Raw genomic sequence first — 24,721 nt, 5'->3', positions numbered from 1 at the left:
TGGGGTAAAGAGTGTAGTAAGAGAGTTACCAAATGAACACTAGGAGTCGATAAGTTTGGACAAAAAGTTCTGGAAAAATCCCGTGTTCTCTATTTCTGCCGTATTTATATTGATCCTCGTCATATTAGGATCGACGATACCGGGTCCCTTTGGTGTGGTTTCCGAAAGGCTCTATCATTTCACGACAGATAACTTTGGGTGGTTCTATTTACTAGCTGTATTTATTGTCATTATATTTTTAGTAGGATTGGCAATTAGTAAATTTGGGGCTATTCGTTTGGGTGGAGATACAGAACGCCCAGAATATCCATTTTTCACATGGATCGGCATGCTCTTTTCTGCTGGTTTCGGTGTAGGGCTGGTGTTCTGGGGCGTGGCGGAACCAATGAGTCACTATTTCAAGTCACCTATTGCAGGTGTTGATTCTCAGACAGAAGAGGCAGCACGTGTTGCGATGGGTTATTCATTCTTCCACTGGGGTATTTCACAATGGGCCATCTTTGGTATAGTCGGGCTGGTTATTGGGTTTCTACAGTTCCGAAAGAAGAAGGATGGTTTAATTTCAACGGCGCTTGAGCCTTTGATCGGAAGTAATCGCCACGTGAAGACGGGTATCGATTCATTTGCGGTTATAGCGACTGTCATGGGTATTGCCACTTCATTAGGTATGGGTGTCTTACAAATGAGTGGTGGACTGGAGTATGTCTTTAATATTAAGAGTACGTTTACGATTCAACTACTGATTATTGCTGTTGTGTTCGTCGCCTACATGACGAGTGCTTCTACAGGCTTGAGTAAAGGTATCGCATATCTAGGTAACTTTAACTTGGGTATGGCGATTGCGTTATTGCTATTTTTCTTTATAGTAGGACCAAAAGTATTTATATTGGAAACCTTTACGCTAGCAATTGGGGATTATATTAATAATTTTATTACGTACAGTTTACGTTTACAACCTTATCAAGGCGGCACTTGGGTGAAAGACTGGACCATCTTCTACTGGGCTTGGACTATCGCTTGGTCACCTTTCGTCGGTGCATTCGTTGCACGCGTGTCGAAGGGACGAACAATCCGAGAATTCATCATGGGGGTCATGGTCATCCCGCCTGCATTTTCTTGTATGTGGATTGCTACGCTTGGTGGAACTGCACTTTATAGCGACTTGCGTAATGGTACGCAAATCGCACAAGAAGTAGACAAGGATGTTACGTCGGCTATTTTTGCGACGCTTCAACACTTGCCGATGACAGGTATCGTATCGTTTCTGGCTATAGTGCTAATCTTTACATTCTTGATCACGTCTGCTGACTCAGCAACGTATATTCTAGCGAGTATGACAACGCGTGGTAGTTTGTTCCCTCCATTAATTGTGAAATTCGTTTGGGGATTCTTAATGACTGCAATCGCGGCTGTATTATTATATGCTGGCGGATTAGAAGCTTTGCAATCAGCGTCACTCGTTTCTGCCTTACCGTTTACCTTACTTCTTCTATTACTGATCTTCTCGTTGGCCAAGCTGCTGGCTAGAGAACCGATTACTGTCAGGCCGACGGATATTCGCCAATTTGAACACGTAGAGGGCGAAGTCAAAAAGAGACGTAAACGGAAAGAAAGTGAAAACGAAAAGAAAGAGCGTAGAGAAGCAGAAAAAGCGAGAAGAATAAAAGAAAAAAACGATAGAAAATATCAAGAGCTTGAAAAGAAAAAGTATCGTGAAGTAGAAAAAGAAAAGAACGAATAGAAGAAAAGGCCGGTTCGTAGCATTTAGCGCGAACCGGTCTTTTATCATAGAGAGGAGCATGTATATGGCGATTGTAAAAGTTAAAGACGTTCAGTTCAAAAGAGAAGACAATCAAATCTTACAAGATATAACTTGGGAGATTGAGCAAGGGCAGCAGTGGGGGATGCTTGGGCTTAATGGTTCTGGTAAGACTTCGCTATTATCCATTATTTCTACATATGAAATTCCTTCAAGTGGTGAGGTGGAAGTACTTGGCAAACGGTTTGGGAGTTCCTATTTACCTGAATTACGTAAAAAAATTGGCTTTGTCAGTAGTTCTTTAGAAAAGTTCTCGGACTATTTCTGGAATGAATCGATCGAGCGGATCATCATCAGTGGTAAATTTGCGAGCTTTGGCATTTACGATAAAATAATAGCTGAAGACTGGATACGTGCGGATTATTTAGTGAAGGAATTTCGGTTAGGGCATGTCAAAGGCAAGAAATTCAGACTGCTATCTGAAGGTGAAAAACGTCGTGTGCTGATCGCGCGGGCTTTAATGGGTGATCCAGATTTATTGATTTTGGACGAGCCGTGTTCGGGGTTGGACATTTTGGCAAGAGAACAATTTCTTGAAGCGCTTGAAACGGCTACAAAAAGTAATGTGCATCTTGTTTATGTTACACATCATATAGAAGAGCTCGTTCCCGAAATTACTCACGCACTATTATTAAAAGAAGGAAAAATTGTAGCGAGTGGCCCTAAAAAAGAAGTTTTGACGGACGAACTGCTATCTGAAGCGTATCAGGTTCCTGTAACGATCGAGTGGCATGCTGAACGGCCTTATCTATCAATGAAATAATATAGTCTATACAGTTTATTGCAAGATAGATAGGGAATATTATATAAAGCATAATATTGCAATACGAAGTGTTCAGGGACACATAAATCAAACGGACTAATGAAAGGAGGAGAGAGCTTGTGTCGAAAGAGAAACGTAAAATGACCCAAAAGCGCATAGCTTCCTATGTATTGCTTTTTGTTGCATTACTTTATGCAGGTGTCATGCTTTGGCAAACATATAAGCCATTGCCATCTGGAATTTCCTATAAAGGAGACCTTCATCAAGTAGAAGATATAGAGTTCATTTATGATTTGACATACTCCAAGACGAAGTCAAAGGATCACTACCAATCAGAGCTTCGCATATTCAAAGAAGTATTTCAAATGATTGAAGATGCACAAGAGTTTGTCGTACTCGACTTCTTTTTAATGGATGATTACTACGATGAAAAGGAAGACTTTCCTCAAATTGCGGATCAACTAACAGATGTACTAGTGAAGAAAAAAGAAGAGTTTCCTGACATGCCGATCGTCTACATAACGGATCCAGTAAATACCGGCTATGAATCCTATGAGTCGGAATGGTTTAAAGCATTGGAAAAAGCAGGCGTACAAGTAGTGTATACAGACTTGGAGCCATTGCGTGATTCGATGCCCCTGTATTCTGGGGTATATCGCATCTTCCTTCAGTGGTTTGATTTTAATGGGAAAAACCGTTTCCCCAACTTCTTGGCAAGTGATGCGCCTGACGTGAAGTTTTCATCTTATCTGAAGTTGTTGAATGTTAAAGCGAATCATCGAAAAACACTCGTGACAGAACAAGCGGCATTAGTTACCTCTTCTAATCCTCACGCAGCGAGTGGCCGTCACGGCAATGTGGCATTTAAAGTGAAAGGCCCAATCCAGAACGATATATTGGAATCGGAAGAAGCTGTGCTTCAGTATTCATCGGGTGGAAAGTTGCCACGTATCGAAGTGGAAGAGCAAAAGGGACCTTATCAAGTCCAGTACTTGACCGAAAGTAAGGTAATGGATGCCTTAGTGAGCGATATTAAAAAAGCGAAAAAAGATGATATGATCCGTATGGGCATGTTTTATCTTTCTGAGCAACAAGTAATCCAGCCTTTAGAAGAAGCAGCCAATCGGGGTGTGAATGTAGAGATTGTCCTGGATCCGAACGAAAACTCATTCGGTAGTAAAAAATCAGGTTTACCTAATCGTCCAGTTGTTCAAGAAATAAGAGAAAACACAGACGATAAAATCAAAGTACGTTGGTACAATACCGTAATCGGTCAATATCACACTAAGTTGGTAACCGTACAGACCGCAGAAGAGACGTATATTACAAATGGATCTTCGAATATAACGGAGCGCACGTTACGTGATTACAACTTGGAAGCGAATCTGCGTATTATAGCACCAACTGACAGCGAGCTGACAGATGAAATCAACGCCTATTTCGATCGGATATGGAATAACGAAGACGCGCTATATACTCTAGACGTAGAAGAATACCAAAATAACCTGACATTCTTCCAACGAGGAATTTACGCATTGCAACGCTGGGCGAAGTTTACATCATATTAAAATTAGAGAAGCACTGCTTATCGTTGCGGTGTTTCACTAGTTTTTTCTCATAGCGCAAAGTATAAAGTATGAAGTATGAAGAGTTTCTAATAATAAATTGAACATAGGAGATGGAGTAGATGAAGATTGTAATATTTGGAGCAACAGGCCGTACGGGAAGTGAGATCGTTCGTCGTGCATTAGCTGACGATCATGAGGTCACGGCAGTAGTTCGATCTCCTGAGAAGTGCAAACCTCAAGAAAAGTTAACGATCATTGCAGGTGACGTACGGGATCCGGTTGTAGTGGAAAATACATTGGTTGGGGCTGACGCAGTCGTTAGTGCGCTTGGCACTGACAAAACAACCACACTGACGGAAGCGATGCCGGCTATTATTGAAGGGATGAAAGAACACGGGGTCAAAAGAATCGTAACGATTGGAACAGCGGGTATATTAAATAGCAGAACAGAACCGTCCAAGTTACGTTACCAATCGAATGAATCTCATCGTAAGTTGACATTTGCCGCAGAGGAGCACCATAAAGTATTTACTATGTTGAAAGATTCCGGCTTAGACTGGACGATAGTTTGCCCAACCTATTTACCTGACGGTGAAGCGGTCGGCAATTATCGGACGGAAAGAGAGTACTTGCCGATTGATGGTGCCCAGATCTCTACCGGTGATACTGCTGCGTTCGCTTATGATGAACTTTGTAAACAAGAACATAAGGGATATAGAGTTGGGATATCCTATTAAGTAATGTCAATCAAAGGAAGAATGAACAGCGGATATTGGTATATTATGTTATAAGGTTTGAAATATCCCATAACCTCTCTCTACTCTATGATATAATAGGAGGATAGCACCACAGGGAAAAGGAGATTGGGAGACAGATGAGATGGTCCTTGAAAAACTTAATTCAAGTCATGGCAATATTGGCAATTGTGTTGACCTTTCTAACGAGTACTACGGTAGCATATCAAGTGCATAAAAAAACCTTAATCAATTCAACTTTAGAAACGAACTACGCATATGTCCAAAAATTGACTTCTACTACAGATACTTATTTACGTGAAATATTAAACACATTAGAAGTTAATGCGGAAGTAGTGTTAACTCTCCTGAATGACCCTTCTTCACAAACGCAAATAAATGCATTGGCAGAGCGGATTAGATTAGAAACGAATACATTTGATTCTGTTGCGATTGCCTCTCCAGAAGGCACCATACTAGGTGCTTCCTCTCCGAGTCTTGAGTTGGTTGGGGAAAAGTTGACTTCAATTGGAGCAATGCAAGCGATTAAGGAAAAGAGGGAAATAGTCTCTCACCCTTACGTTGGAATTGAAGGAGAACCAATTATATTCATCAGTGTTCCACTCTTTGAAGGTGACGAGTATAAAGGTTTTTTAGGAGGCGCCATTTATCTTGATAAGCCCAATATATTAGAAAAGCTTTTAGGAAACCATTATTATGAAAATGGTTCATATGTTTATGTAGTAGACTATGCAGGCAAACTAATTTATCATCAAGAAAAAGAGCGTTTGAAAGAGGATGTCTCAAGCAACTTAGCGGTGCAAAAAGTAATTAAAGGGGAAAGTGACTTTACACAGCTAGTCAACACAAAAGGGATACCCATGTTAGCCGGATATGCCTATGTACCCATTGCTGAATGGGGAATCGTAGCGCAAAGACAACTAGATATTTCTGTTGCTCCAGCAAAAAAAATGGTGCTGGAGATGGCAGTAAAGTCTCTTCCGTTACTACTCCTTTCTTTCTTTTTAGTGAGCTATCTTTCAAGAAAGATCGCTCTGCCTCTTCAAAAGTTGGCATACTATACGGAAAGTAGTACAGAGTCTGATCAAAAAGAAAAGATGGAAGGAATCTCTGATTGGTACTATGAAGTGAGACAATTAAAAGGAGCTATGTTACATAGTTTGGATTACTTCAAGAACGAGATGAACTATTTCATTCATCAATCAACAACAGATCCTTTAACGAAGTTAATGAATCGCCGAATGATGGATAGTTACATGAAGCAATGGGTGGACGATGGGACGCCATTCGCTCTAATTATTTTTGATATAGATAAGTTTAAACGTGTCAATGATCGCTACGGACATGCAGTAGGAGATGAAGTACTTATTTACTTGGCAGACTTGATGCAACGAACCGTTCGCGAGCAAGATATCTGTTGTCGCTACGGTGGAGAAGAATTCGTCATCTTATTGCCGAAGTCGGATAAAGTCACTGCGTATCTAAGGGCGGAACGCCTTCGTGAAAAATTGGAAGACACAGTTAGTCCTTGTGGTGAAGTCATTACAATTTCAGCTGGGGTAGTCGCTTACCCACTTCACGCAAACCACCCGGCACGACTTATAGAGTTGGCCGATCGAAGCCTGTATGAAGCTAAACGTACAGGACGTAATAAGACCATCGTCGTTTCCGATGAACCTCGGCATGAGTAATATGCCGAGGTTTTCTTTAGCGGTAGATGAATTGAAAGGGGTTAGAATAATGCAAGAGCAATCTATGGATAAACGCTTACACATCAAAACACTTGGTGTTAAAGAGTGGATTCATCAGTTATCTCATTATAATCGTTATGAAGCGACGCCTTACGAGATGCTAGATTATTTATTTACCGAACATGACCTTTTAAAAGAGGGGAGCTTGATCGACTTTGGATGTGGTAAAGGGAGAGTCCCTTTTTATGTAAACCATCTTTTTTGTTTGGACACGATAGGTATAGAAATGAATGGTGTGTTACATCAAAATGCAATGACTAACTTAATGGAGTATCGACAAGCCTTCCCTAAGAGGCCTGGATCAATTTCATTTGAATGCTGTATAGCAGAGAGTTACATCATTCCGGCAGATGCCGTGACGTTCTATTTTTTCAATCCATTTTCTTTGGATGTTTTTCGATCTGTTGTTCAACGGATCCTAAAGTCAGCAGAAAACTCCCCCCGCGCATTGGAAATCATTCTATATTATCCGACTGATGAATATGTCTATTTCATGCATCGACACCCATTATTCGAAAAGTTGGCAGAGATACCGATTACACATTTGCAAATCCATGACAAAGCAGAGCGCTTCCTAGTCTATACGTACAAACAGCCTTGAACATGTAAATCAAGGCTGTTTGTATATTCATGTAGAATGACTGAACCGCTGACCCATCCAGAAAATTAATTCCATCAAGAGCGCAGCTAAGATACCCACTAATAACCCGCTTGATAATAGAGGTTGAACTAGCTCAGGAAGTGAAGAAAATACAGTGGCCGGCAATGTCATGATAGATAATCCGAGAAGTGCAGGTAATGCAACTCGATATATAGTTTTAGGTTCGAAAGTTAATCCTTCCACGTTGCGTAGGGCAGAACGGAATAACTGTAAATAGGCTACAAATAAAACTGTGTTTCCTACGCTTTGAGGGATAGTGGAAAAAAATGCACTTAATGGCGGTACGAGCCCAAGGATTATGAACAGTATTGAACCGATAAAGAAAGGAGCTCTATCCTTTATTCCGCTGGACTGCAGAAAACCTATGGAAGACGCATAAGGCGCATACGGAACGAGGCCCAGCGCACCCGCTCCAATATTCAGTCCTCCTGTAATGAGGAACGAAGTTTTATACTGACTTTTAGTAGTTTCTTTTTCATATATATCTTCCGCACCTTTTAGAGTGGCTATTGTGTTCGTCGTATTCAATAAACCTGTAATGACCACTGTAACCACTATACCGATTTCAAGTGTCGGTTCACCCCAAGGAAACCATTGGATAAATGGAGTGGTTTTAATCGTTTCAGTAGCTGCTTGCGGGAAAATCAGCACAGCGCTAATCCAACCTACGGTCATACCGATGAGCAGATTCAAGCTACTGATGATCCCTTTTCCTTTGACATGAACCAGAATCGTGAGGCCCGCTAGAGCGAATGAAAATATAGTTTTCGACAGACTAATAAATTCACCGTCATTGAGACCGATCATTCCTTTTAAGAAGATGGTAATCAATTGATTTGCCAATAGTAGTAAAAACACGAACATGACAGCGGGTGTAAACCACTTCTTCAGGATTTCACCCATGCCGAGCATACCGAGAGTAGCAACCAATACACCAGAAATCATGGCGCCTACTGCAATACTGCCTCCAACCGTAGCTAAACTTAAGCCCATCGCGCTCGCAGTTCCGGCCAAGCTGAGTACAACACCCCACCACAAACCTGACTGACCTTCCATCAATGCCAATCGATGTCCAAAAGCACCTTGCAGTAAACAAGCTATTCCTGTAAAAATAAATGAGCGCTGTATGGCTGAAACGATTTCAATCTGCTCAAGCTCAAAAGCAGTACCGACTGAAATGGGTATTACAACTGTATTAGCGAACATAAAGAACAGCCATTGAAATCCGGCCAACGCGGTAATCGAATACCGCATTTGTGTAGTGCTCATTCACATCTCTCCCTGTAAATAGTTATCTATGTATGTTTAAATAATTAAAATATAAAGAAAACTATAGCACAAAATTAATAGGAAGAATAATATTTCTAATATTACTTCGATGAAAAAGTAGTTTATTGGCAAACAACTATAAAAATAGTAGCCAGCAGGCGTCTGTCTGCTGGCTACATATTATGGTTTTATAGTAGTGAATAACTGTAAAATTTCGTCGGGAGGCACAGGTCTAGAATACAAGAAACCTTGTGCTTCATCACATTCAAGTTTACGAAGAAATTCGGCCTGTTCGTGAGTTTCGACCCCTTCAGCAATCACCCGTAAGTGTAAGTTCTTAGCCAAATCAATAATAGCTTTGACAATAACTGAATTTGAATGTAATTCTCTAACAAAAGATTGATCAATTTTAAGATGAGTTAACGGAAACTTAGTTAAATAACTTAATGAGGAATAACCTGTTCCGAAATCATCGATACTAATTTTAATGCCGATTTCACGAAGATCTTGTAAAATGTTTTGGCAATAGTCTACATCGGAGGTCATACTCTCTGTAATTTCGATATTCAAATAGCGTGGCAGCAGACCCGTTTTATGAAGGGTGTCTTTGACATCGGTCACAAAACTAATACTTTTAAACTGACGTAAGGATACGTTGACGCTCATTAATAGTGAAGTGTAGCCTAAGTCTTGCCACTCTTTAGCTTGTCTACAAGCGGTCTCTAGCACCCACAAACCAATAGCAAGAATCATCCCAGTTTCTTCTGCTATCGGAATGAATTGACCAGGGGGTATCATTCCTCGGGAAGGGTGTTGCCAGCGTACCAATGCTTCTACGCCAATCATATTTCCTGTATTAAATTCATATTGCGGCTGGTAATGTAGAGACAATTCCTTTTTATGAAGGACTTGGCGTAATTCCATCTCAATTAAAGTTCGTTCCATCAAGTCTTTATAAAGCTCTTCTGTGAAAAATTGATATGTGCTTTTACCCGATTGTTTTGCTAAATACATAGCAGAGTCCGCATTACGAATAAGTGTATCGTATTGGGCCCCGTCGTCTGGGAACATGCTGATTCCGATGCTTGGGGCAATAAAGACTTCCAAGTAATCAATGAGGAATGACTTTGATACTTCATCGACGATTCGCTGGGCGACCATTCGTGCTCCTTGTTTCGTCGTAGCAGAACATAGAATAAGAAACTCATCTCCACTAAGTCGACCGACCAAGTCATTTTGTCTAACGAGCGTCTGTAATCTTGCACCAACCGCTTTTAGCAATTGATCACCTACATAGTGACCCATAGAATCATTAATATTTTTAAATCGATCCAGGTCCATATAAAGCAGAGCGAAAGGTTCCCGGTTGTTTAAACGGGTCTCGATCAAGTCTTCTACTGTCTGCTTGAGTAACCTTCTATTCGGCAATCCAGTTAGATGGTCGTGAAATGCCATATGTTCGACTAAACGTTCAGCTTCTTTCCGATCGGTAATGTCACTGGCGGTACCGACAACCTCGACTACATTCTTTCCTTCGAAAATAGGAGACAGATAAACTAGAAAGGTTCTAGATTGATAGTCAAATTCAAACTGTTCAACACGGCCAAGTAAAGCTCCAAGAAGCTTTCGTTTAAATGTAGACAAAGTGAAATTTTTACTGGATGTGAATTGATTAAGCATATCTGCAGTAATTCCAAGTTGTTCGGCTACTTTTCCCTCTAGTAATGTAATTTTGATTTGATCATTTTCATCAAAAGAATATTTAAAAATAGCATTTTGAAGGTTTTTCACTGTCGTTGTAAAATCATTTTTTAATGCTAACTCTAATGACTTTTCTGCTTCCATTTGGGATGTCACGTCTTGACGTATAGAAATGTATTGAAATGGTTTACCATCTGAACCGATAAATGGAACGACGGTCGTATGGACCCAATAAAGATTTCCGGACTTCGACTTATTACGGATTATGCCTCTCCATACTCGACCGGATTGAATTGTTTTCCACATATTTGCAAAGAAGCTTTTAGGATGTGTGCCTGAGTTGACTACCCTATGTGTTTTGCCAATTAGCTCATTACGTGAGTACTCCGAAAGAGTACAGAAGCGGTTATTGACATACGTAATTACACCCTGTGGATTGGTGATGACGACTACTGCTGATTCATCTAGTGCATATTTAAAGTTTTGCAAATCGGCACGTGTTTTGTCATACTCGTTTGAGACCAATTTCGATCCGGTTACATCTATATCGAGAGAGAGATAACTGGTTAAATTTCCGGCAGTATCATAAATGGGTACAATTGTAATATCCAACCAGTGTGCTATGCCTAGCTTAGAGTAAATCTGTATAGATTCTTGATAGACAGTTTCATGGATAAAGTGCTTCGAAAGCGTATAAAGCGTCTCTTCAATAGAGAGTTCCCTATTTAACTTTGCCCATGTTCTACCAATTAACTCCTCTTCGCTATAACCTGTCAGCTCACAAAAATTCTGATTTACATAGGTCAGATGACCATTTAAGTCAATGAGTGATATGCAGAACTTTTCATCAAGTAGCGTGGATAGATGTGAAGAAATACTAGGAGTATGTAACGGCATAAATGCACATCCTTTCTTAAAAGCAGTTATGGAAATAGAATAGTCCTTTATTTGAATGCTAAGTGTTATGAAATTAAATAAAAATACCTAATAGATAGAATTAAATATATTAACTGTCTGATTATAGCATGAATGAGAGAGTTTTGAACTAGTTATTAAAGAGAATATATATAGGTTATTAGAGGTGTTGGAATTTGAGTGCTTGCATAGTAAAAAAGATCACGGAAGGCTTTGTAAGGCTCTTCCATGATCTTTTTATCTCTTCGGTTCGTAATGAAGTGTTTTGAATAACTTCTTACGCTCTGCATCTGTTAGTTCACGCCATTCGCCGATTGGGAGATCACCCAATTCAATAGTAAGTATTCGTACACGTTGTAAGCGACGTATATGATAGCCAAGAGCTGCGCACATTCTGCGTATTTGACGATTTAAACCTTGTGTCAAGATGATAGAAAAAGTTTTAGGCCCGAGCTTTTTCACGGTACAAGGTTTCGTTACGGTATCGAGGATCTTCACTCCGTTTTCCATTTGTGAAATAAACGAAGCGGTTAGGGGACTATCCACTGTAACGATGTATTCCTTTTCGTGGCCATATTCTTCCCTAAGGATTTCATTGACGATATCGCCGTCGTTCGTTAATAGTAATAAACCGTCTGAATCTTTGTCCAAACGTCCGATGTGGAAAATACGTAATGGGTGATTAACAAAGTCTATAACATTGCCTTCAATATGTCGTTCTGTTGTGCTAGTGATACCTACTGGTTTATTCAGTGCGATATAAACTAACTGCTCTTCTTGTTCGACTAGTTTGCCGTCGACCTCTACTTGATCGTCGACCTCGACTTTACTTCCTAGTTCCGCGAGTTGTCCGTTGATTTTCACGCGACCGTCAGCAATCCACTGATCTGCACCTCGTCTGGATACAATTCCTGCACCACTTAGAAATTTATTGATTCGCATAAAGATTCTCCTCCCGCACTTGTCGCAATAAGCTAATTATAGCATTTTTTCCGTAAGAAATTGTTGACATTAAAGATTCTGCATATTAAGATAAATATAATAACTAGATGGACAGAAGGTTTCGATAGCGGAATCGTCCCGGCAGATGAGATGAGTTAGCAGAGAAGAGAATAGCGAAAAGATATGAATAAGAAGAGTAGCGATTGCATGTGCTTCCTAGAGAGTCAGTGGCTGGTGAAAACTGATACACATCGTTCGTGAATGGACTTATGGCAGCTGTTTTGACGAAAAACAGACGTTTGCTCGCGTTAAGGGCAGTGTGAAAACACATAAAGTGGAAGTACTTCGGTGCTTCAATTTGAGGTGGCAACGCGGTTACATAATCGTCCTCTGCAACAGGCTAACTGGCTCTGTTTGCAGAGGGCTTTTTCTATTTAATCACATGAATTATACGGTAGTCCATAGAGAAGAGGAGAATGATCATGATGACAGAGCAGAAGAACTTACGGGTAACGACGAGAAAGATTGAAGGAGATTCCTTAACCCCTATTTTGATATTTAGAAGATTGAAAGGAAATCATAAATTCCTGTTGGAGAGTTCATCGCAAGCAGGTGGGTCAGGGCGCTATTCATTCATTGGACTGAATCCTCAAAAAGCCTATCGTGGTCGGGATGGTGTGGTAGAAGAGATTGTCTACTCAACGAATAGAACGTATACGCATGAAGGGGATCTCTATACGTTATTGAAGCGTCTCATGCCACGTATTACGGAAGATGCAGGTTTCCCGTTTACAGGCGGTGCGGTTGGTTATGTAGGGTATGGAGCTGCAAGAAATGGTGAACAGCGAACAGCTGATGATCTCCAGATGCCGGATGTCTACTTCAATATTTACGATACTATCGTGATCTATGACCATCAATTACACGAAGTGACGTTGCTGCATACAGAAATCAATCCAGTATACGAAGCACCTGACTTGGACGCTATCGAGGATATGATCGTCAATGGTTCAGTCGATAAAGAAGATAGTGTTTCCCTTTCTGATTATCGTTGTGCCATTTCCAAAGAAGAGTTTGAGCGTCGTGTCCAAATTGTCATAGATGCGATTAAAGAGGGACAGGCGGAACAAGTTGTTCTGTCACGTCGCTTTGAAGCAGATATTACAGGTGATCCGTTTGCGTTGTATCGTAAACTGCGTCGCCGTAATCCATCTCCGTATATGTATTACATGGAGTTTGAAGATCATACAGTAATCGGAACGTCACCTGAAAGTCTCGTGCGTGTAACCGGAGATAAAGTATTAACCAATCCAATTGCAGGCACTCGCAGAAGAGGACGAGATCAAGCGGAAGACAAAGCGCTTGAAATCGAATTACGCAATGATCCGAAAGAGTTATCCGAACACGATATGCTAGTGGAAGTCAGCAAGAAAGAACTGCAACAAATCTGTCGTCCCGAAACGATTGAAGTCGCAAGTTATTTGGAAACCGTTCGCTATGAACATGTTATGCACTTAGTTTCCGAAGTGACCGGTGACCTTGCGCCAGGCTTACATGCACTGGATGCACTGAAAGCGACAATGCCAGCAGGAACTGTAACAGGTTCTCCTAAACCGGTCGCCATGGATATGATTGATGAACTGGAAGACCAGCATCGTGGGATTTACGGAGGTGCTATCGGGTACATTGGACTAAACGGCAACATCGACTTCGCATTGACGATCCGTACAATGCTCGTAAAAGAAGGCAAAGCGTATGTTCAGGCAGGTGCCGGGATAGTAGGAGCTTCTGTACCTTCATTAGAATATAAAGAAACGTCCAATAAAGCTCGTTCTTTACTAGAAGCAACGGAAATGACCAAGTAATTGTCAAGGCCCAAGCCTTATCGAGAGATCGCGTAAACGTCTAGACGAGAAGAGGAGAGATGAGTATGGAGAAGTTTTTAAGCATAGTAGAGAAGCAACGCCACCTTATGTATGAAGAGATGAGAGAAGCAGCTGAGCTGATGTTTAATGAAGCGACAGATGAAGATCAAATTGCACAGTTTTTGATCGCGTTATCGAAAAAAGGTGAAACATCACATGAAGTAGCTGCGTTGGCAGCCGTTATGAAGTCATATGCAAATGACCTGACGCCTACAGAGGCGCGTTATCTGGATAACTGCGGAACGGGTGGAGACGGTGTCAATACGTTCAATATTAGTACGACAGCTGCATTCGTCTTGGCGGGTGCTGGGGTCCAAGTTGCGAAACACGGTAATCGTAAAATTTCGAGCGCATCAGGAAGCCAGGACGTCCTGGATGCACTCGGCATTCATTCCGACTTCCAAATACCTGATATGCAGAATTTACTGGAACAACAAGGTATTGCATTCTTATTCGCACCATCTATTCATCCGAAAATGAAACGGATTGGGGCTATACGAAACAAAATCGGGAAGACGACGATCTTCAACTTAGTTGGACCTTTAACGAATCCCGTATCACTTGAAACTCAATTCACCGGTATTAACCGTCCGGATTTCATTATGGAATATGCGTCAGTACTCAGAATGCTAGGACGTGAAAGAGCGATTGTCGTAAGTGGAGCAGGCGGAATGGATGAAGCGTCTCTTGCGGGCCAGAATGAATTTGTATTACTCGATCATGGTGATTTAATTCCATTTTCATTGACTGCGGATGATGTAGGTCTTGAATACGCACCGTTGTCAGCGATTAAAGGTGGGGACGCCGTAGAAAATGCTGCGACTACGCGGTCAATCTTAGGTGGAGAACGTGGCCCGAAGTTTGATACAGTGGTGTTGAATGCAGGAATTGGTCTGTTTGCAAATGGCCAAGTTACCACAATCCAAGAAGGCGTGAAAGTTGCTACGGAAAGTATCCTATCAGGCAAAGCTTTAGAAAAACTAGATGCCGTCGTCGCATTCAGCGAAATGATTCGGCAAAAGGCGGTTATCCAATGACGATCTTAGATAAAATTATTGCACAGAAGAAAATAGAAGTAGAACAATTGCTAGCGAGTAACGTGACGTTTCCGGAACGGGAGATCACACGTCCTTCACTCTATCAAACACTGGTGAAAGCGAAACAACTGCAAGTCATTTCTGAAATGAAACGTGCATCTCCTTCTAAAGGGCTGATTGCGGAAGGTGCGAACCCTGTTGAACAGGCGACAGCTTATTATGAAGCTGGTGCTGCGTGTATCTCAGTACTGACGGATAAGGAATTCTTTAAAGGATCATTTGAAGATTTGTCTGCAGTAGCGGATGCTGTACCGATCGCATTGTTGTGTAAAGACTTTATGATTCATAAAATACAGATTGACCAAGCGAAAAGCGCGGGTGCATCCGTCATTTTATTAATTGTGGCTGCACTCGATGATGAAACACTCGGAAGCTTGTATACGTATGCCAATGAAGAAGGCTTAGATGTGCTAGTAGAAGTGCATAACGTCGAAGAGTTGCAACGCGCATTATCGATTGACGCGAGAATTATCGGCGTCAACAATCGTGATTTGCATACATTCGAAGTGGATTTAGCGCAGACAGAATTGATCGCATCGCACTTCCCGTTTGATGAAGAGCGTGTGTTCATCAGTGAGAGCGGAATCTGGGGACCTGAGGATGCAGAACGTGCAGCAAAAGCTGGAGCAAGTGCAGTACTTGTCGGGGAATCTTTGATGCGCAGTGATTCAGTAAAAGAAGCCCTGCAAGCATTACAAGTGGAAAAGCGCGTGGCTCGACCATGACAAAAGTAAAGATTTGCGGGCTGATGAAGCCTGAACATGTACAAGCTGCTGTGGATGCGGGCACTGATGCTATAGGTTTTGTATTTGCACCAAGCCGCAGGGAAGTGACAGTAGAGCAGGCACAGAAACTTGCGAAACTCATTCCATCGTCCGTACTAAAGATCGGAGTCTTTGTGAATGAAACGAAAGAGAATTTACAAAAGGTTTACGACGAGGTGCCGCTCGATTACATCCAGTATCATGGCGATGAGACACCTGCCTTCATTCAGCAAGTAGGATTACCTTCTATTAAAGCACTTCCTATTGAAAATGAAGACGACGTAAAACTCGCTACCACATATGATGTAGATTATTATTTATTTGACACACCAGGTGTTGAATATAAAGGCGGTAGTGGTAAAACATTTGACTGGTCGTTACTTGAAAATGCAGGAGTATCAAAAGAACAAATTATTTTAGCTGGTGGACTGCATGCAGGAAATGTACAGGAAGCGCTAGGGCAAGTGAAGCCATATATGGTCGATGTATCAAGCGGAGTGGAGATAGAGAAGCAAAAAGACACGGAACGCATTCAAACGTTTATTCATACAGCGAAGGGTAGGAGAGATCGTCATGACAACAGAAACTAAAGGACGCTACGGTAAATTCGGGGGTCAGTTCGTTCCGGAAACATTGATGACAGCATTGCAGGAGTTAGAAGCCGCTTACGAAAAAGCGCAGCAAGATCCCGCATTTTCAAAGGAATTGGATTATTATTTGAAAGAGTTTGTAGGTCGTGAAACTCCTTTGTTTTTTGCAGAGCGTTTGACGAAGCATGCAGGTGGCGCAAAAATTTATTTGAAGCGTGAAGATTTGAATCATACAGGTGCCCATAAGATTAATAACTCTCTTGGCCAGGCGTTGCTTGCGATTCGTATGGGTAAGAAGAAAATTGTAGCCGAAACAGGAGCAGGTCAACATGGTGTGGCGACAGCTACTGCTTGTGCGTTACTCGGTCTCGAATGCGTTGTATTCATGGGCAAAGAAGATATCCGTCGTCAAGAACTAAATGTTTTCCGCATGGAACTGCTCGGTACGAAAGTAGTTTCCGTTGATAAAGGTTCAGGTACATTGAAGGATGCAGTCAATGAAGCATTGCGCTACTGGGTTTCCAATGTAGAAGATACACATTATATTCTTGGATCAGCTTTAGGCCCGCATCCATTCCCGCAAATCGTTCGTGATTTCCAGCAAGTGATTGGTGATGAAACACGTAAGCAAATCGTAGAGCACGAAGGACGTCTGCCTGATGCAGTTGTAGCTTGCATTGGTGGCGGTAGTAACGCGATCGGTATGTTCCACCCATTCGTTGATGATCAAGACGTGAAGTTGTACGGAGTAGAAGCCGCGGGTAGCGGTATTTCAACAGGCAAACATGCAGCAGCCATTGCAGGTAAACAAGAAGGGGTTTTGCACGGTGCGTACATGTACGTATTGCAAGACGAGGATGGATTTATTCAAGAAGCGCATTCCATTTCCGCGGGCCTCGATTATCCTGCAGTAGGACCTGAGCATTGCCATTTAGCTGATATTAAGCGTGTGCAGTATGATTCCGTCACGGATCAGCAAGCGCTTGAAGCGGTGCAATTACTTTCACGTGTAGAAGGAATTATTCCAGCTCTTGAAAGTGCGCACGCTGTTTATTATGCAGTGCAGTTAGCGAAAGAAATGAAGGAAGATGAGTTACTGGTGATCTGTCTATCTGGACGTGGCGACAAAGACATGCAAACAGTACGTGATGCGCTGGGAGGTCAATCCATATGACGAAAAAACTAGTGACACAAGCGATTGTGCAATGTAATGAACAGGGAAACAAAGCGTTTGTACCTTATATCATGGCGGGGGACGGCGGATTACAGACGTTAAAGAAGACGATATTGTTCCTGCAAGAAGCGGGCGCAACGGCTATTGAAGTAGGTATACCATTTTCCGATCCGGTAGCTGACGGTGATGTGATTCAGCAAGCTGGTGAGCGTGCGTTAGCTGAAGGCATTACATTACGAAAGATTATGACAGAACTTGCTTCATTCAAAGAAGAAGTTAAGATTCCTCTAGTAATCATGACGTATTTGAATCCTGTACTTAGCTATGGCTTGCAATCAATTGCGGCAGATTGTGAAGCGAGTGGTGTCTACGGTTTAATTGTTCCAGATCTACCGCTTGAAGAAAGTGACTTACTTAAAGAAGCGCTGAAAAATAGCGATGTGGCATTAATTCAATTAGTTTCTCTAACTAGTCCAGCTGAGCGTATTGAAGCCATCGCGAAAGCAGCAGAAGGATTTATTTACGCAGTGACAGTAAACGGCATTACGGGTGTCCGATCATCATTTACAGAAGGACTCGAAGGTCACTTGGAGCGTCTAAAGGCAGCAAGTTCCGTTCCAGTTCTCGCAGGATTCGGTATTTCTACTCCGGAACATGTTCGCACACTTGGCGGACTTGCTGACGGTGTCATCGTTGGAAGTGCGATCGTGACGGCTCTTCATGAAGGAGAATACGAAAAGGTTCGGACGTTAATTAATGCATCCAAAAATCAACTGACTAATAGCTAATCATTTTGCGGACAACTGATACATTTCAGTTGTCCGTTTTTTATGGAAATAAAACTATCCACAATCAAAGAATTGTGAATAACTTTTTCTGTTATTTAAGTAATTTAATGTGATGTATGCACAATACCTGGGGATTAGCTGTTCATAAAGGGGATAACTCAAAGATTACCCACAATCTATTTCAAATGTCTTAGAAATCTCGTGATGACAATGGAGTTTCATGAATATGATAAAGTAGGACGTAGAAAGGGTGATGAGTAGAATGATTCGTCCAGCACATTTAGTACAAGGTGATGTAATTGGGATCGTGGCACCAGCCAGTCCTGTAGAACGTGAAGTATTGGAACGTTCATTTCAATTTTTGGAGCAATTGGGTCTACGCTATAAAGTAGGACAGTCCGTGTATAAGAAAAATGGTTATTTGGCAGGGACTGATGAAGAACGGCTTGCTGACTTGCATGAAATGTTTAAAGATCCCGAAGTGAAAGGGATTCTCTGTGCGGGTGGCGGTTACGGTTCGGCGCGCTACGCAGAACAACTGGATCTCGATTTGATCCACGACCATCCAAAAGTGTTTTGGGGGTTCAGTGATATTACGTATCTACATACCGCGATTCGTCAGGGGGCAGGACTCGTTACATTCCACGGACCGATGCTTGCATCATGTGTCGCACAAGAAGAGTTTCATGAAATGTCAGGCAAAATGTTCGGGCAATTATTTACGCCTGTAGAAGTTCATTATTCTGAAGCTATCTCGCCACTCGAAACACTTGTAGGCGGTGTGGCAGAAGGCGAAGTGGTGGGCGGTAATTTGACGCAACTAGTCAACAGCCTAGGCAGTGAATTTGAGATTAAGACGAATAATCGGTTGCTTGTTATTGAGGATGTGGGTGAAGAGCCTTATAAAGTGGATCGTCTACTCAATCAATTACGTCTCGCAGGCAAGCTTCGCGAAGCAGCAGGTATCGTGATTGGTGATTTCGCGAAATCGACACCAACGAAGCCGAATGCTTCACTGACAATGGATGAAGTGTTTGAACATTATTTTGGCAAACTACATCAGCCTGTCGTAAAAGGATTCCGTATCGGTCATTGCGAACCGAATATTGCGATTCCATTTGGTGTGAAAGGACGTTTGGATGCAAATAGTAAGACGCTGACTATCTTACCGGGAGTGGAGTAATTGCAAATTCGCACGGTGGAAACATTCCTCGTGTCATCCCTATTACGTAAACCGTTTATCACGGCATTGCGAAAGGTTCATACTGTGCAATCGGTCATTATTAAATTAACAACTGACAACGGCCTAATCGGCTGGGGCGAAGCGGTGCCGACACACGTTATAACGGGAGATTCCATAGGTGGAATTCGTTATGTCATCCATCACGTTTTTGCGCCCGTATTGATAGGCCAAAATATCTCGCGACGGGAAGTATTAACGGAGAGAATACAACGAGCTATTATAGGTAATACGAGTGCAAAGGCTGCAGTAGATATGGCAGTGAATGATTTATTCGGACAGCTTTGCGGTTTACCTTTAGTGCAAGTGTTGGGTGGCTACCGCCAAAGCCTGAAAACAGATTTGACAGTCAGTGTCGGAGAACCTGCTCATATGGCAAAGGAAGCAGCAGAACATGTTGCCAAAGGATTCGATACGCTAAAAGTGAAAGTAGGTACAGGTAATTTACAACAGGAAAGAGAAAGGATTCACGCTATTCGTCGAACCGTCGGCCAAGATATCACGATTCGCCTCGATGCCAATCAAGGTTGGAAACCACAAGAAGCCATTCGTCTCATTCGTCAGTTGGAAGATGATGGAGTAGATTTGGAATTAATAGAACAGCCAGTTGCCGCATATGATGTAGAAGGCTTGAGGGACGTGACAAGACAGACAAGCACACTGATCATGGCAGATGAATCATTATTTTCAGCGAGGGATGCAAAAAAATTGCTGGAGATGCGCGCAGTGGATGTACTAAATATCAAATTGATGAAGTCGGGGGGGATCCGCGAAGCCTTGAAAATAAATGCATTGGCTGAAGTAAATGGCGTAGAGTGTATGGTCGGAAGTATGATGGAGACAGCGATTGGGGTGACGGCAGCTGCCCATATCGCAGCGAGTCAACCGAATATAACGCGAGTGGATTTAGACGCACCACTATTATTGGCAGAGAAGTTTTCTGCGGGTGGCGTGCTGTATCACGGATCGCATATGGAATTTAGTAAGGAGTCAGGACTAGGATTTGATTCAAAACGGATGATGCAATGGGTGAAGGAGCATGCATGTGAATGAGAAATGGATGTGCGCGGTAAGCGTTGCGACAGTATGGACTGATCCTGATTCTCCCCGTGTGGCTGATCTTCCTGCTTTGGATCACCCCGTACAAATCGATAGGTGGCTTTCCCAGTTATCTTATGAAGAACGTCTAGCGCTAAGTGACAAGAATCAAATTCAAACGCAATTATTATACGGTGAATCTGTAATTGTCGAAGAAGTGGTTGGTGACTGGGCACGTATCATTGCTAGTACTCAGTCGACTCGGAAAAATCCGCGAGGCTATCCTGGCTGGGTGCCACTGGTACAACTTTCCATGAAGAAACGACTACAGACAGAAGAGTTTGTCAGAGTGACTAATTCAAAAGCAGCTCTGTTTGACGAGTCAGGTGCCTTCTTTTTACGAGTTTCTTTCAATACAATCTTTCCTTCCGCTGAACGACGCGGCAAGAAGATACGTGTATGGACACCGCATGGTTGGAAACTACTAAATGCATCTGATGTCGAGCGTGTGGGAGAAGAATCGATTCACCGTCCGCTAACAGTGGGAAGACGCTTCATTGGCTTGCCGTATTTATGGGGTGGCATGTCTGCCTGGGGATTTGATTGCTCAGGATTCATCCGTACTATATGGAAAGCGTGTGGAATTTGCTTGCCGCGTGATGCGGTGGATCAGGCAGAAGAGGGCAGACCAGTCTCACTTGATTCTGCAGAATGGCAAAAAGGTGATTTAATCTTTTTCAAGAATGAAGAGCAGTATATTCATCATGTAGCGATGTATGTGGGTAACGGAATAATTCTTCACGCACCTTCAACTGGGAAATTAATTGAGCAAATCGAGTTAAAGAAGTCCGCATATGCCGGAAATGTCTGTAGTGTGCGTAGGGTTATTTAATCGAATATGCAACACAACAAGCAAGTATTAGCATTGACTCCCTTCTTTTATGTATACTTGAAAGAACGTACTAAAAAGGGAGTTGTCGTTATGTCTGAACCAAAACCGATGAGCGAGTCGAGAACAATCCAAAGTAAGCTGGTCTTACCGCCGGACACGAACCATATTGAATCAATCTTTGGAGGAAAAGTCCTCTCGTATATCGATGAAATCGCAGCTATTTCTGCTATGAAACACGCAGGGACTAGAGCTGCAATCACCGCTTCGATCGACTCTGTCGATTTCGTTTCTCCAGCCTTGCTTGGCGATGTCATTGAACTTGAAGCGGTAGTTACTTCCGTTGGTCGCACATCTATGGAAGTTTTTATTTCCGTTCATTCCAAAAACTTGGTAACAGGTGAAGTGAGGTTGACGACGGAATCATTCTGTACCATGGTTGCGGTAGATGACACAAATCGTCCGATACCAGTGGCGGAAGTGTATCCTGAAACGGAATTAGAAAAACGTCTTTTCGATACCGCACCGGCACGACGTGAACTTCGTAAGCAGCGGAGATTGATGAAACATTAATATAAGCACTAGGCAGAAATGGGGGAAATCGTTTCTACTTAGTGCTTTTTCATGAAATTCACTTATATAATTGTGTATATAAAAACAGCAGTGGATGAATAGGCCATAGCCCGCTCATTCACTGCTGTTAAGTTGTATTAGTTATTACTGCTGAACGTACGGACTAGTCCAAGTACTGTTCCACCAAGAATAAATGCAAACAATGCATACATGATATAGACGAACCACATGAATATCCACTCCTTTGATCAGTATCCTGCCTATAATTGTAACACCTTGACAGGCGCGTTGCAATGGACTTTGTAAGACAACTGTGGCGGCTGGACGACCAGATGAATGAGTGTTCGCAATTTTATCGTTCGCTTTTTAATAAATCACGAATTTCAGTAAGTAATTCCTCTTTTATATCTAGCGGTTTTTCTTCCTCTTCTTCTTCAACTATATCTGCTGGCTTCATTTTTAACTTCATAAGTACTCGTAAGAAGACGAAAATCGAACCTGCAACAATCAAGAAATCAATGATAGATTGAATGAATAGACCGTATTTGATTGCAGCATCGCCAATCGTATAAGTTAATGAAGAGAAGTCCAGACCACCTAATAAGATTCCAATAAGTGGTGTCATAATATTTTCAACTAATGAAGAAACGATTGTACCGAATGCCGCACCAATTACGACACCGATTGCCAAGTCGAAAATATTTCCTTTAAACGCAAACTCCTTAAAATCCTTCCACATTCACATAACCTCCTTTATTAATCTTCCTATGTCTTTTACCCAATTATTAGCGCTGTAAACGCTGGTATAATGCGATAGATGCGAACAACCAGACTGAACTAGCTAGTACGCCACCGACTATGTCGCTTGGGAAATGAACACCCAAGTAGATTCTACTGACTGCAATCATTGCAATCATTATAACTGCAAGAATGGTGATAGCGATTCGGCTTCCTGTAGTCTTTAGATTTCTCCATAGGATATAAGCAAGTATCGTATAGAAACTGAACGCCATCATCGTGTGTCCACTAGGAAAACTATAGCCACCAATGTCGATCAGCCGATTAAAATCAGGACGTTCTCGTTTGAAGATGAATTTGAGTACTTGATTAAGAATGCCTGTCCCAGCCAGTGCTATGCCGAATAGTACTGCTTGCGCACGATGTTTCTTCCATAACAGAACTCCGAGCGTCAGTATGGCCAATAGAGTAACCGATGTTGTAGAACCGATGGTAGTAAACAGTTTCATAATAGACGTCAGTCCTGGAGATTCTGCGCTTTGCACAAAGTCTATAATGGGTTCATCAAAACTAGAGATTGTTTGCAAATGAATGGATCTGGCGATATAGGCGAAAAAGCCGGTAAATAAAATACAAATAATCCAAACGGATAATAAACGAAGTGATAATTCACGCACGGTAAACATTCCTTTCTATAGTTGTATATTCTGAACGATTATAAAAAGAATGTACAGTGAAATGTAGGGGTTTTCGTCGGATTGGATGTAGGACAGTTCGGGTAGTTTTTTCAAAAGGAATTAGTGCGTAAGTGACCATGGATTACGTTTCTGTTAAGAGTGCGTAAGAAGCGGCATTGGGTTGTGGTTCTTGCACGTGCATTTTCTGTTTCCTGTTTAATCAGGAGGTTGTGGTTTAGCTGGCAATGTAAGTGGCAAGTCCATTGCCCTCACTTCGGCGCTGGTGGATGGCTTTCGCGAGGAGCCAGAGACAGGAAAGTGCGCCTGTCTTTGTCTCCTCGCTGCGCCTACCACAGCAGGCGCCTTCGTTGGATTGGGTGTAGGGCAGTTCGGGTGGGTGTTTATAGTCGTGAAAGTGCTGTCGGATTACGTTTCTGTTAAAGGTGCGTAATAAGCGGCGGTGGGTTGTGGTTCTTGCATGTGCTTTTTCTTTTTCCTGTTTGATCGGGAAGTTGTGGTTTAGCTGTCTATGTAAGTGGCAAGTCCATTGTCCCCACTTCGGCGCTGGTGGATGGCTTTCGCGAGGAGCCAGAGACAGGAAGTTCGCCTGTCTTTGTCTCCTCGCTACGCCTACCACAGCAGTCGCCTTCGTTGAATTGGGTGTAGGGTAGTTCGTATACTTCTTTTTCAAAAGTACAAAATCAGAATCACCAAATCACTGATCTTCTTCCTATTAGAACCACAACTTAACTAAATACCCCGCAGTAGCGCAGGCACAACTGCGGGGTAGGCCGTGGCCATGAGGCAACTGGCAGCACTATCGCCAGCTGGCTCCTGGCTGTAGGCAATCCCCCAAGTGCCTGCGCGAGTCCAGAAAGTAGACACTCACTAACTTCAGTATCCAACAACCAGTCGAGCAATGCCCCCAACAAAAGTGACAAAGACTCGCAGCCGCATAGTCTTTCCGTCAACCGCGTTTGAGGTTGGGTAAGATACGCAATTAATCATTCTTAGAACTGCAACCAAAGTAAATTCCACTCAGCAGCGCAGGCACAACTGCGGGGTAGGCCGTGGCCATGAGACA

The 24,721-nt window shown here is 42.3% G+C and carries 21 protein-coding genes and 1 other annotated feature; of the genes, 16 read left to right on the top strand and 5 right to left on the bottom strand.

Annotation, left to right across the window (positions count from 1 at the left end; translation table 11 throughout):
- The first annotated feature begins 55 nt into the window (after positions 1–55).
- The 6 genes from CSV72_RS11480 (at position 56) to CSV72_RS11455 (ending at position 7,257) form a co-directional block, all read left to right on the top strand.
- Positions 56–1,741 (top strand): BCCT family transporter, encoded by a 1,686-nt coding sequence (locus CSV72_RS11480; protein WP_099678458.1) that lies wholly within the window; start codon positions 56–58, stop codon positions 1,739–1,741.
- 64 nt (positions 1,742–1,805) lie between these two features.
- Positions 1,806–2,582 carry an ABC transporter ATP-binding protein gene (locus CSV72_RS11475; protein WP_099678457.1) on the top strand — a complete coding sequence of 259 codons (777 nt, stop codon included), beginning with the start codon at positions 1,806–1,808 and terminating at the stop codon, positions 2,580–2,582.
- A 119-nt stretch (positions 2,583–2,701) separates the two neighbouring features.
- Positions 2,702–4,150, top strand: a complete 1,449-nt coding sequence (locus CSV72_RS11470; protein WP_099678456.1) for a phospholipase D family protein — start codon at positions 2,702–2,704, stop codon at positions 4,148–4,150.
- 119 nt (positions 4,151–4,269) lie between these two features.
- Positions 4,270–4,887 carry an NAD(P)-dependent oxidoreductase gene (locus CSV72_RS11465; protein WP_099678455.1) on the top strand — a complete coding sequence of 206 codons (618 nt, stop codon included), beginning with the start codon at positions 4,270–4,272 and terminating at the stop codon, positions 4,885–4,887.
- Positions 4,888–5,024: 137 nt separating this feature from the next.
- Positions 5,025–6,596: a sensor domain-containing diguanylate cyclase gene (locus CSV72_RS11460; RefSeq protein WP_099678454.1), complete on the top strand. Its 1,572-nt coding sequence runs from the start codon at positions 5,025–5,027 to the stop codon at positions 6,594–6,596.
- Between the two features lie 49 nt (positions 6,597–6,645).
- Positions 6,646–7,257, top strand: a complete 612-nt coding sequence (locus CSV72_RS11455) for an SAM-dependent methyltransferase (RefSeq protein ID WP_099678453.1) — start codon at positions 6,646–6,648, stop codon at positions 7,255–7,257.
- 27 nt (positions 7,258–7,284) lie between these two features.
- Here the strand turns inward: CSV72_RS11455 and CSV72_RS11450 are convergent, their stop codons facing one another.
- The 3 genes from CSV72_RS11450 to CSV72_RS11440 all read right to left on the bottom strand — a co-directional run bounded on the left by CSV72_RS11450 (position 7,285) and on the right by CSV72_RS11440 (position 12,144).
- Positions 7,285–8,586, bottom strand: coding sequence for a uracil/xanthine transporter (locus CSV72_RS11450; protein WP_233191252.1), 1,302 nt, complete (start codon positions 8,584–8,586; stop codon positions 7,285–7,287).
- A gap of 180 nt (positions 8,587–8,766) precedes the next feature.
- On the bottom strand, positions 8,767–11,184 hold the full coding sequence (locus CSV72_RS11445) for an EAL domain-containing protein (RefSeq protein ID WP_099678452.1): 2,418 nt from the start codon (positions 11,182–11,184) through the stop codon (positions 8,767–8,769).
- Between the two features lie 255 nt (positions 11,185–11,439).
- Positions 11,440–12,144 carry a pseudouridine synthase gene (locus CSV72_RS11440; protein WP_099678451.1) on the bottom strand — a complete coding sequence of 235 codons (705 nt, stop codon included), beginning with the start codon at positions 12,142–12,144 and terminating at the stop codon, positions 11,440–11,442.
- A gap of 174 nt (positions 12,145–12,318) precedes the next feature.
- Positions 12,319–12,538 (top strand) — a binding site (T-box leader).
- Between the two features lie 91 nt (positions 12,539–12,629).
- On the opposite strand from CSV72_RS11440, the gene CSV72_RS11435 reads away from it, so the two are divergent.
- The 10 genes from CSV72_RS11435 (at position 12,630) to CSV72_RS11390 (ending at position 22,222) form a co-directional block, all read left to right on the top strand.
- A complete protein-coding gene (locus tag CSV72_RS11435) occupies positions 12,630–14,009 on the top strand; it encodes an anthranilate synthase component I family protein (RefSeq protein ID WP_233191250.1) in 1,380 nt (459 codons plus the stop codon).
- Between the two features lie 65 nt (positions 14,010–14,074).
- Entirely contained in the window at positions 14,075–15,106 is a 1,032-nt protein-coding gene (gene trpD / locus CSV72_RS11430) for an anthranilate phosphoribosyltransferase (RefSeq protein WP_369802911.1), read from the top strand.
- Positions 15,103–15,891 (top strand): indole-3-glycerol phosphate synthase TrpC, encoded by a 789-nt coding sequence (gene trpC / locus CSV72_RS11425; protein WP_099678448.1) that lies wholly within the window; start codon positions 15,103–15,105, stop codon positions 15,889–15,891. The genes trpD and trpC overlap by 4 nt, the downstream gene beginning before the upstream one ends.
- Positions 15,888–16,520, top strand: a complete 633-nt coding sequence (locus tag CSV72_RS11420) for a phosphoribosylanthranilate isomerase (RefSeq protein ID WP_099678447.1) — start codon at positions 15,888–15,890, stop codon at positions 16,518–16,520. Before trpC ends, CSV72_RS11420 begins: the two co-directional genes overlap by 4 nt.
- Positions 16,504–17,694 carry a tryptophan synthase subunit beta gene (gene trpB, locus CSV72_RS11415; protein ID WP_099678446.1) on the top strand — a complete coding sequence of 397 codons (1,191 nt, stop codon included), beginning with the start codon at positions 16,504–16,506 and terminating at the stop codon, positions 17,692–17,694. The genes CSV72_RS11420 and trpB overlap by 17 nt, the downstream gene beginning before the upstream one ends.
- Entirely contained in the window at positions 17,691–18,482 is a 792-nt protein-coding gene (gene trpA, locus CSV72_RS11410) for a tryptophan synthase subunit alpha (RefSeq protein ID WP_099678445.1), read from the top strand. Before trpB ends, trpA begins: the two co-directional genes overlap by 4 nt.
- 253 nt (positions 18,483–18,735) lie before the next feature.
- Positions 18,736–19,665, top strand: a complete 930-nt coding sequence (locus CSV72_RS11405; protein WP_099678500.1) for a S66 peptidase family protein — start codon at positions 18,736–18,738, stop codon at positions 19,663–19,665.
- Complete coding sequence (locus CSV72_RS11400) at positions 19,666–20,775, top strand: mandelate racemase/muconate lactonizing enzyme family protein (RefSeq protein WP_099678444.1); 1,110 nt, start codon at positions 19,666–19,668, stop codon at positions 20,773–20,775. It abuts the gene before it with no gap.
- The gene (locus CSV72_RS11395) at positions 20,768–21,652 is read left to right on the top strand and encodes a C40 family peptidase (protein ID WP_158232203.1); all 885 of its coding nucleotides are present in this window, start codon (positions 20,768–20,770) and stop codon (positions 21,650–21,652) included. The genes CSV72_RS11400 and CSV72_RS11395 overlap by 8 nt, the downstream gene beginning before the upstream one ends.
- Positions 21,653–21,742: 90 nt before the next feature.
- Positions 21,743–22,222: an acyl-CoA thioesterase gene (locus tag CSV72_RS11390; RefSeq protein WP_099634915.1), complete on the top strand. Its 480-nt coding sequence runs from the start codon at positions 21,743–21,745 to the stop codon at positions 22,220–22,222.
- A 352-nt stretch (positions 22,223–22,574) separates the two neighbouring features.
- On the opposite strand, the gene mscL is transcribed toward CSV72_RS11390, so the two are convergent.
- Together mscL and CSV72_RS11380 are read right to left on the bottom strand one after the other, a co-directional pair.
- On the bottom strand, positions 22,575–22,961 hold the full coding sequence (gene mscL, locus CSV72_RS11385; RefSeq protein WP_099678442.1) for a large conductance mechanosensitive channel protein MscL: 387 nt from the start codon (positions 22,959–22,961) through the stop codon (positions 22,575–22,577).
- A 46-nt stretch (positions 22,962–23,007) separates the two neighbouring features.
- Positions 23,008–23,637 (bottom strand): phosphatase PAP2 family protein, encoded by a 630-nt coding sequence (locus CSV72_RS11380; RefSeq protein WP_158232202.1) that lies wholly within the window; start codon positions 23,635–23,637, stop codon positions 23,008–23,010.
- Between the last annotated feature and the right edge of the window lie 1,084 nt (positions 23,638–24,721).

The sequence above is a fragment of the Sporosarcina sp. P20a genome (assembly GCF_002743175.1).
Lineage (GTDB): Bacteria > Bacillota > Bacilli > Bacillales_A > Planococcaceae > Sporosarcina.
Note: the sequence above shows the minus strand (reverse complement) of the source record. Positions and strands in the feature narration are given on the sequence as shown.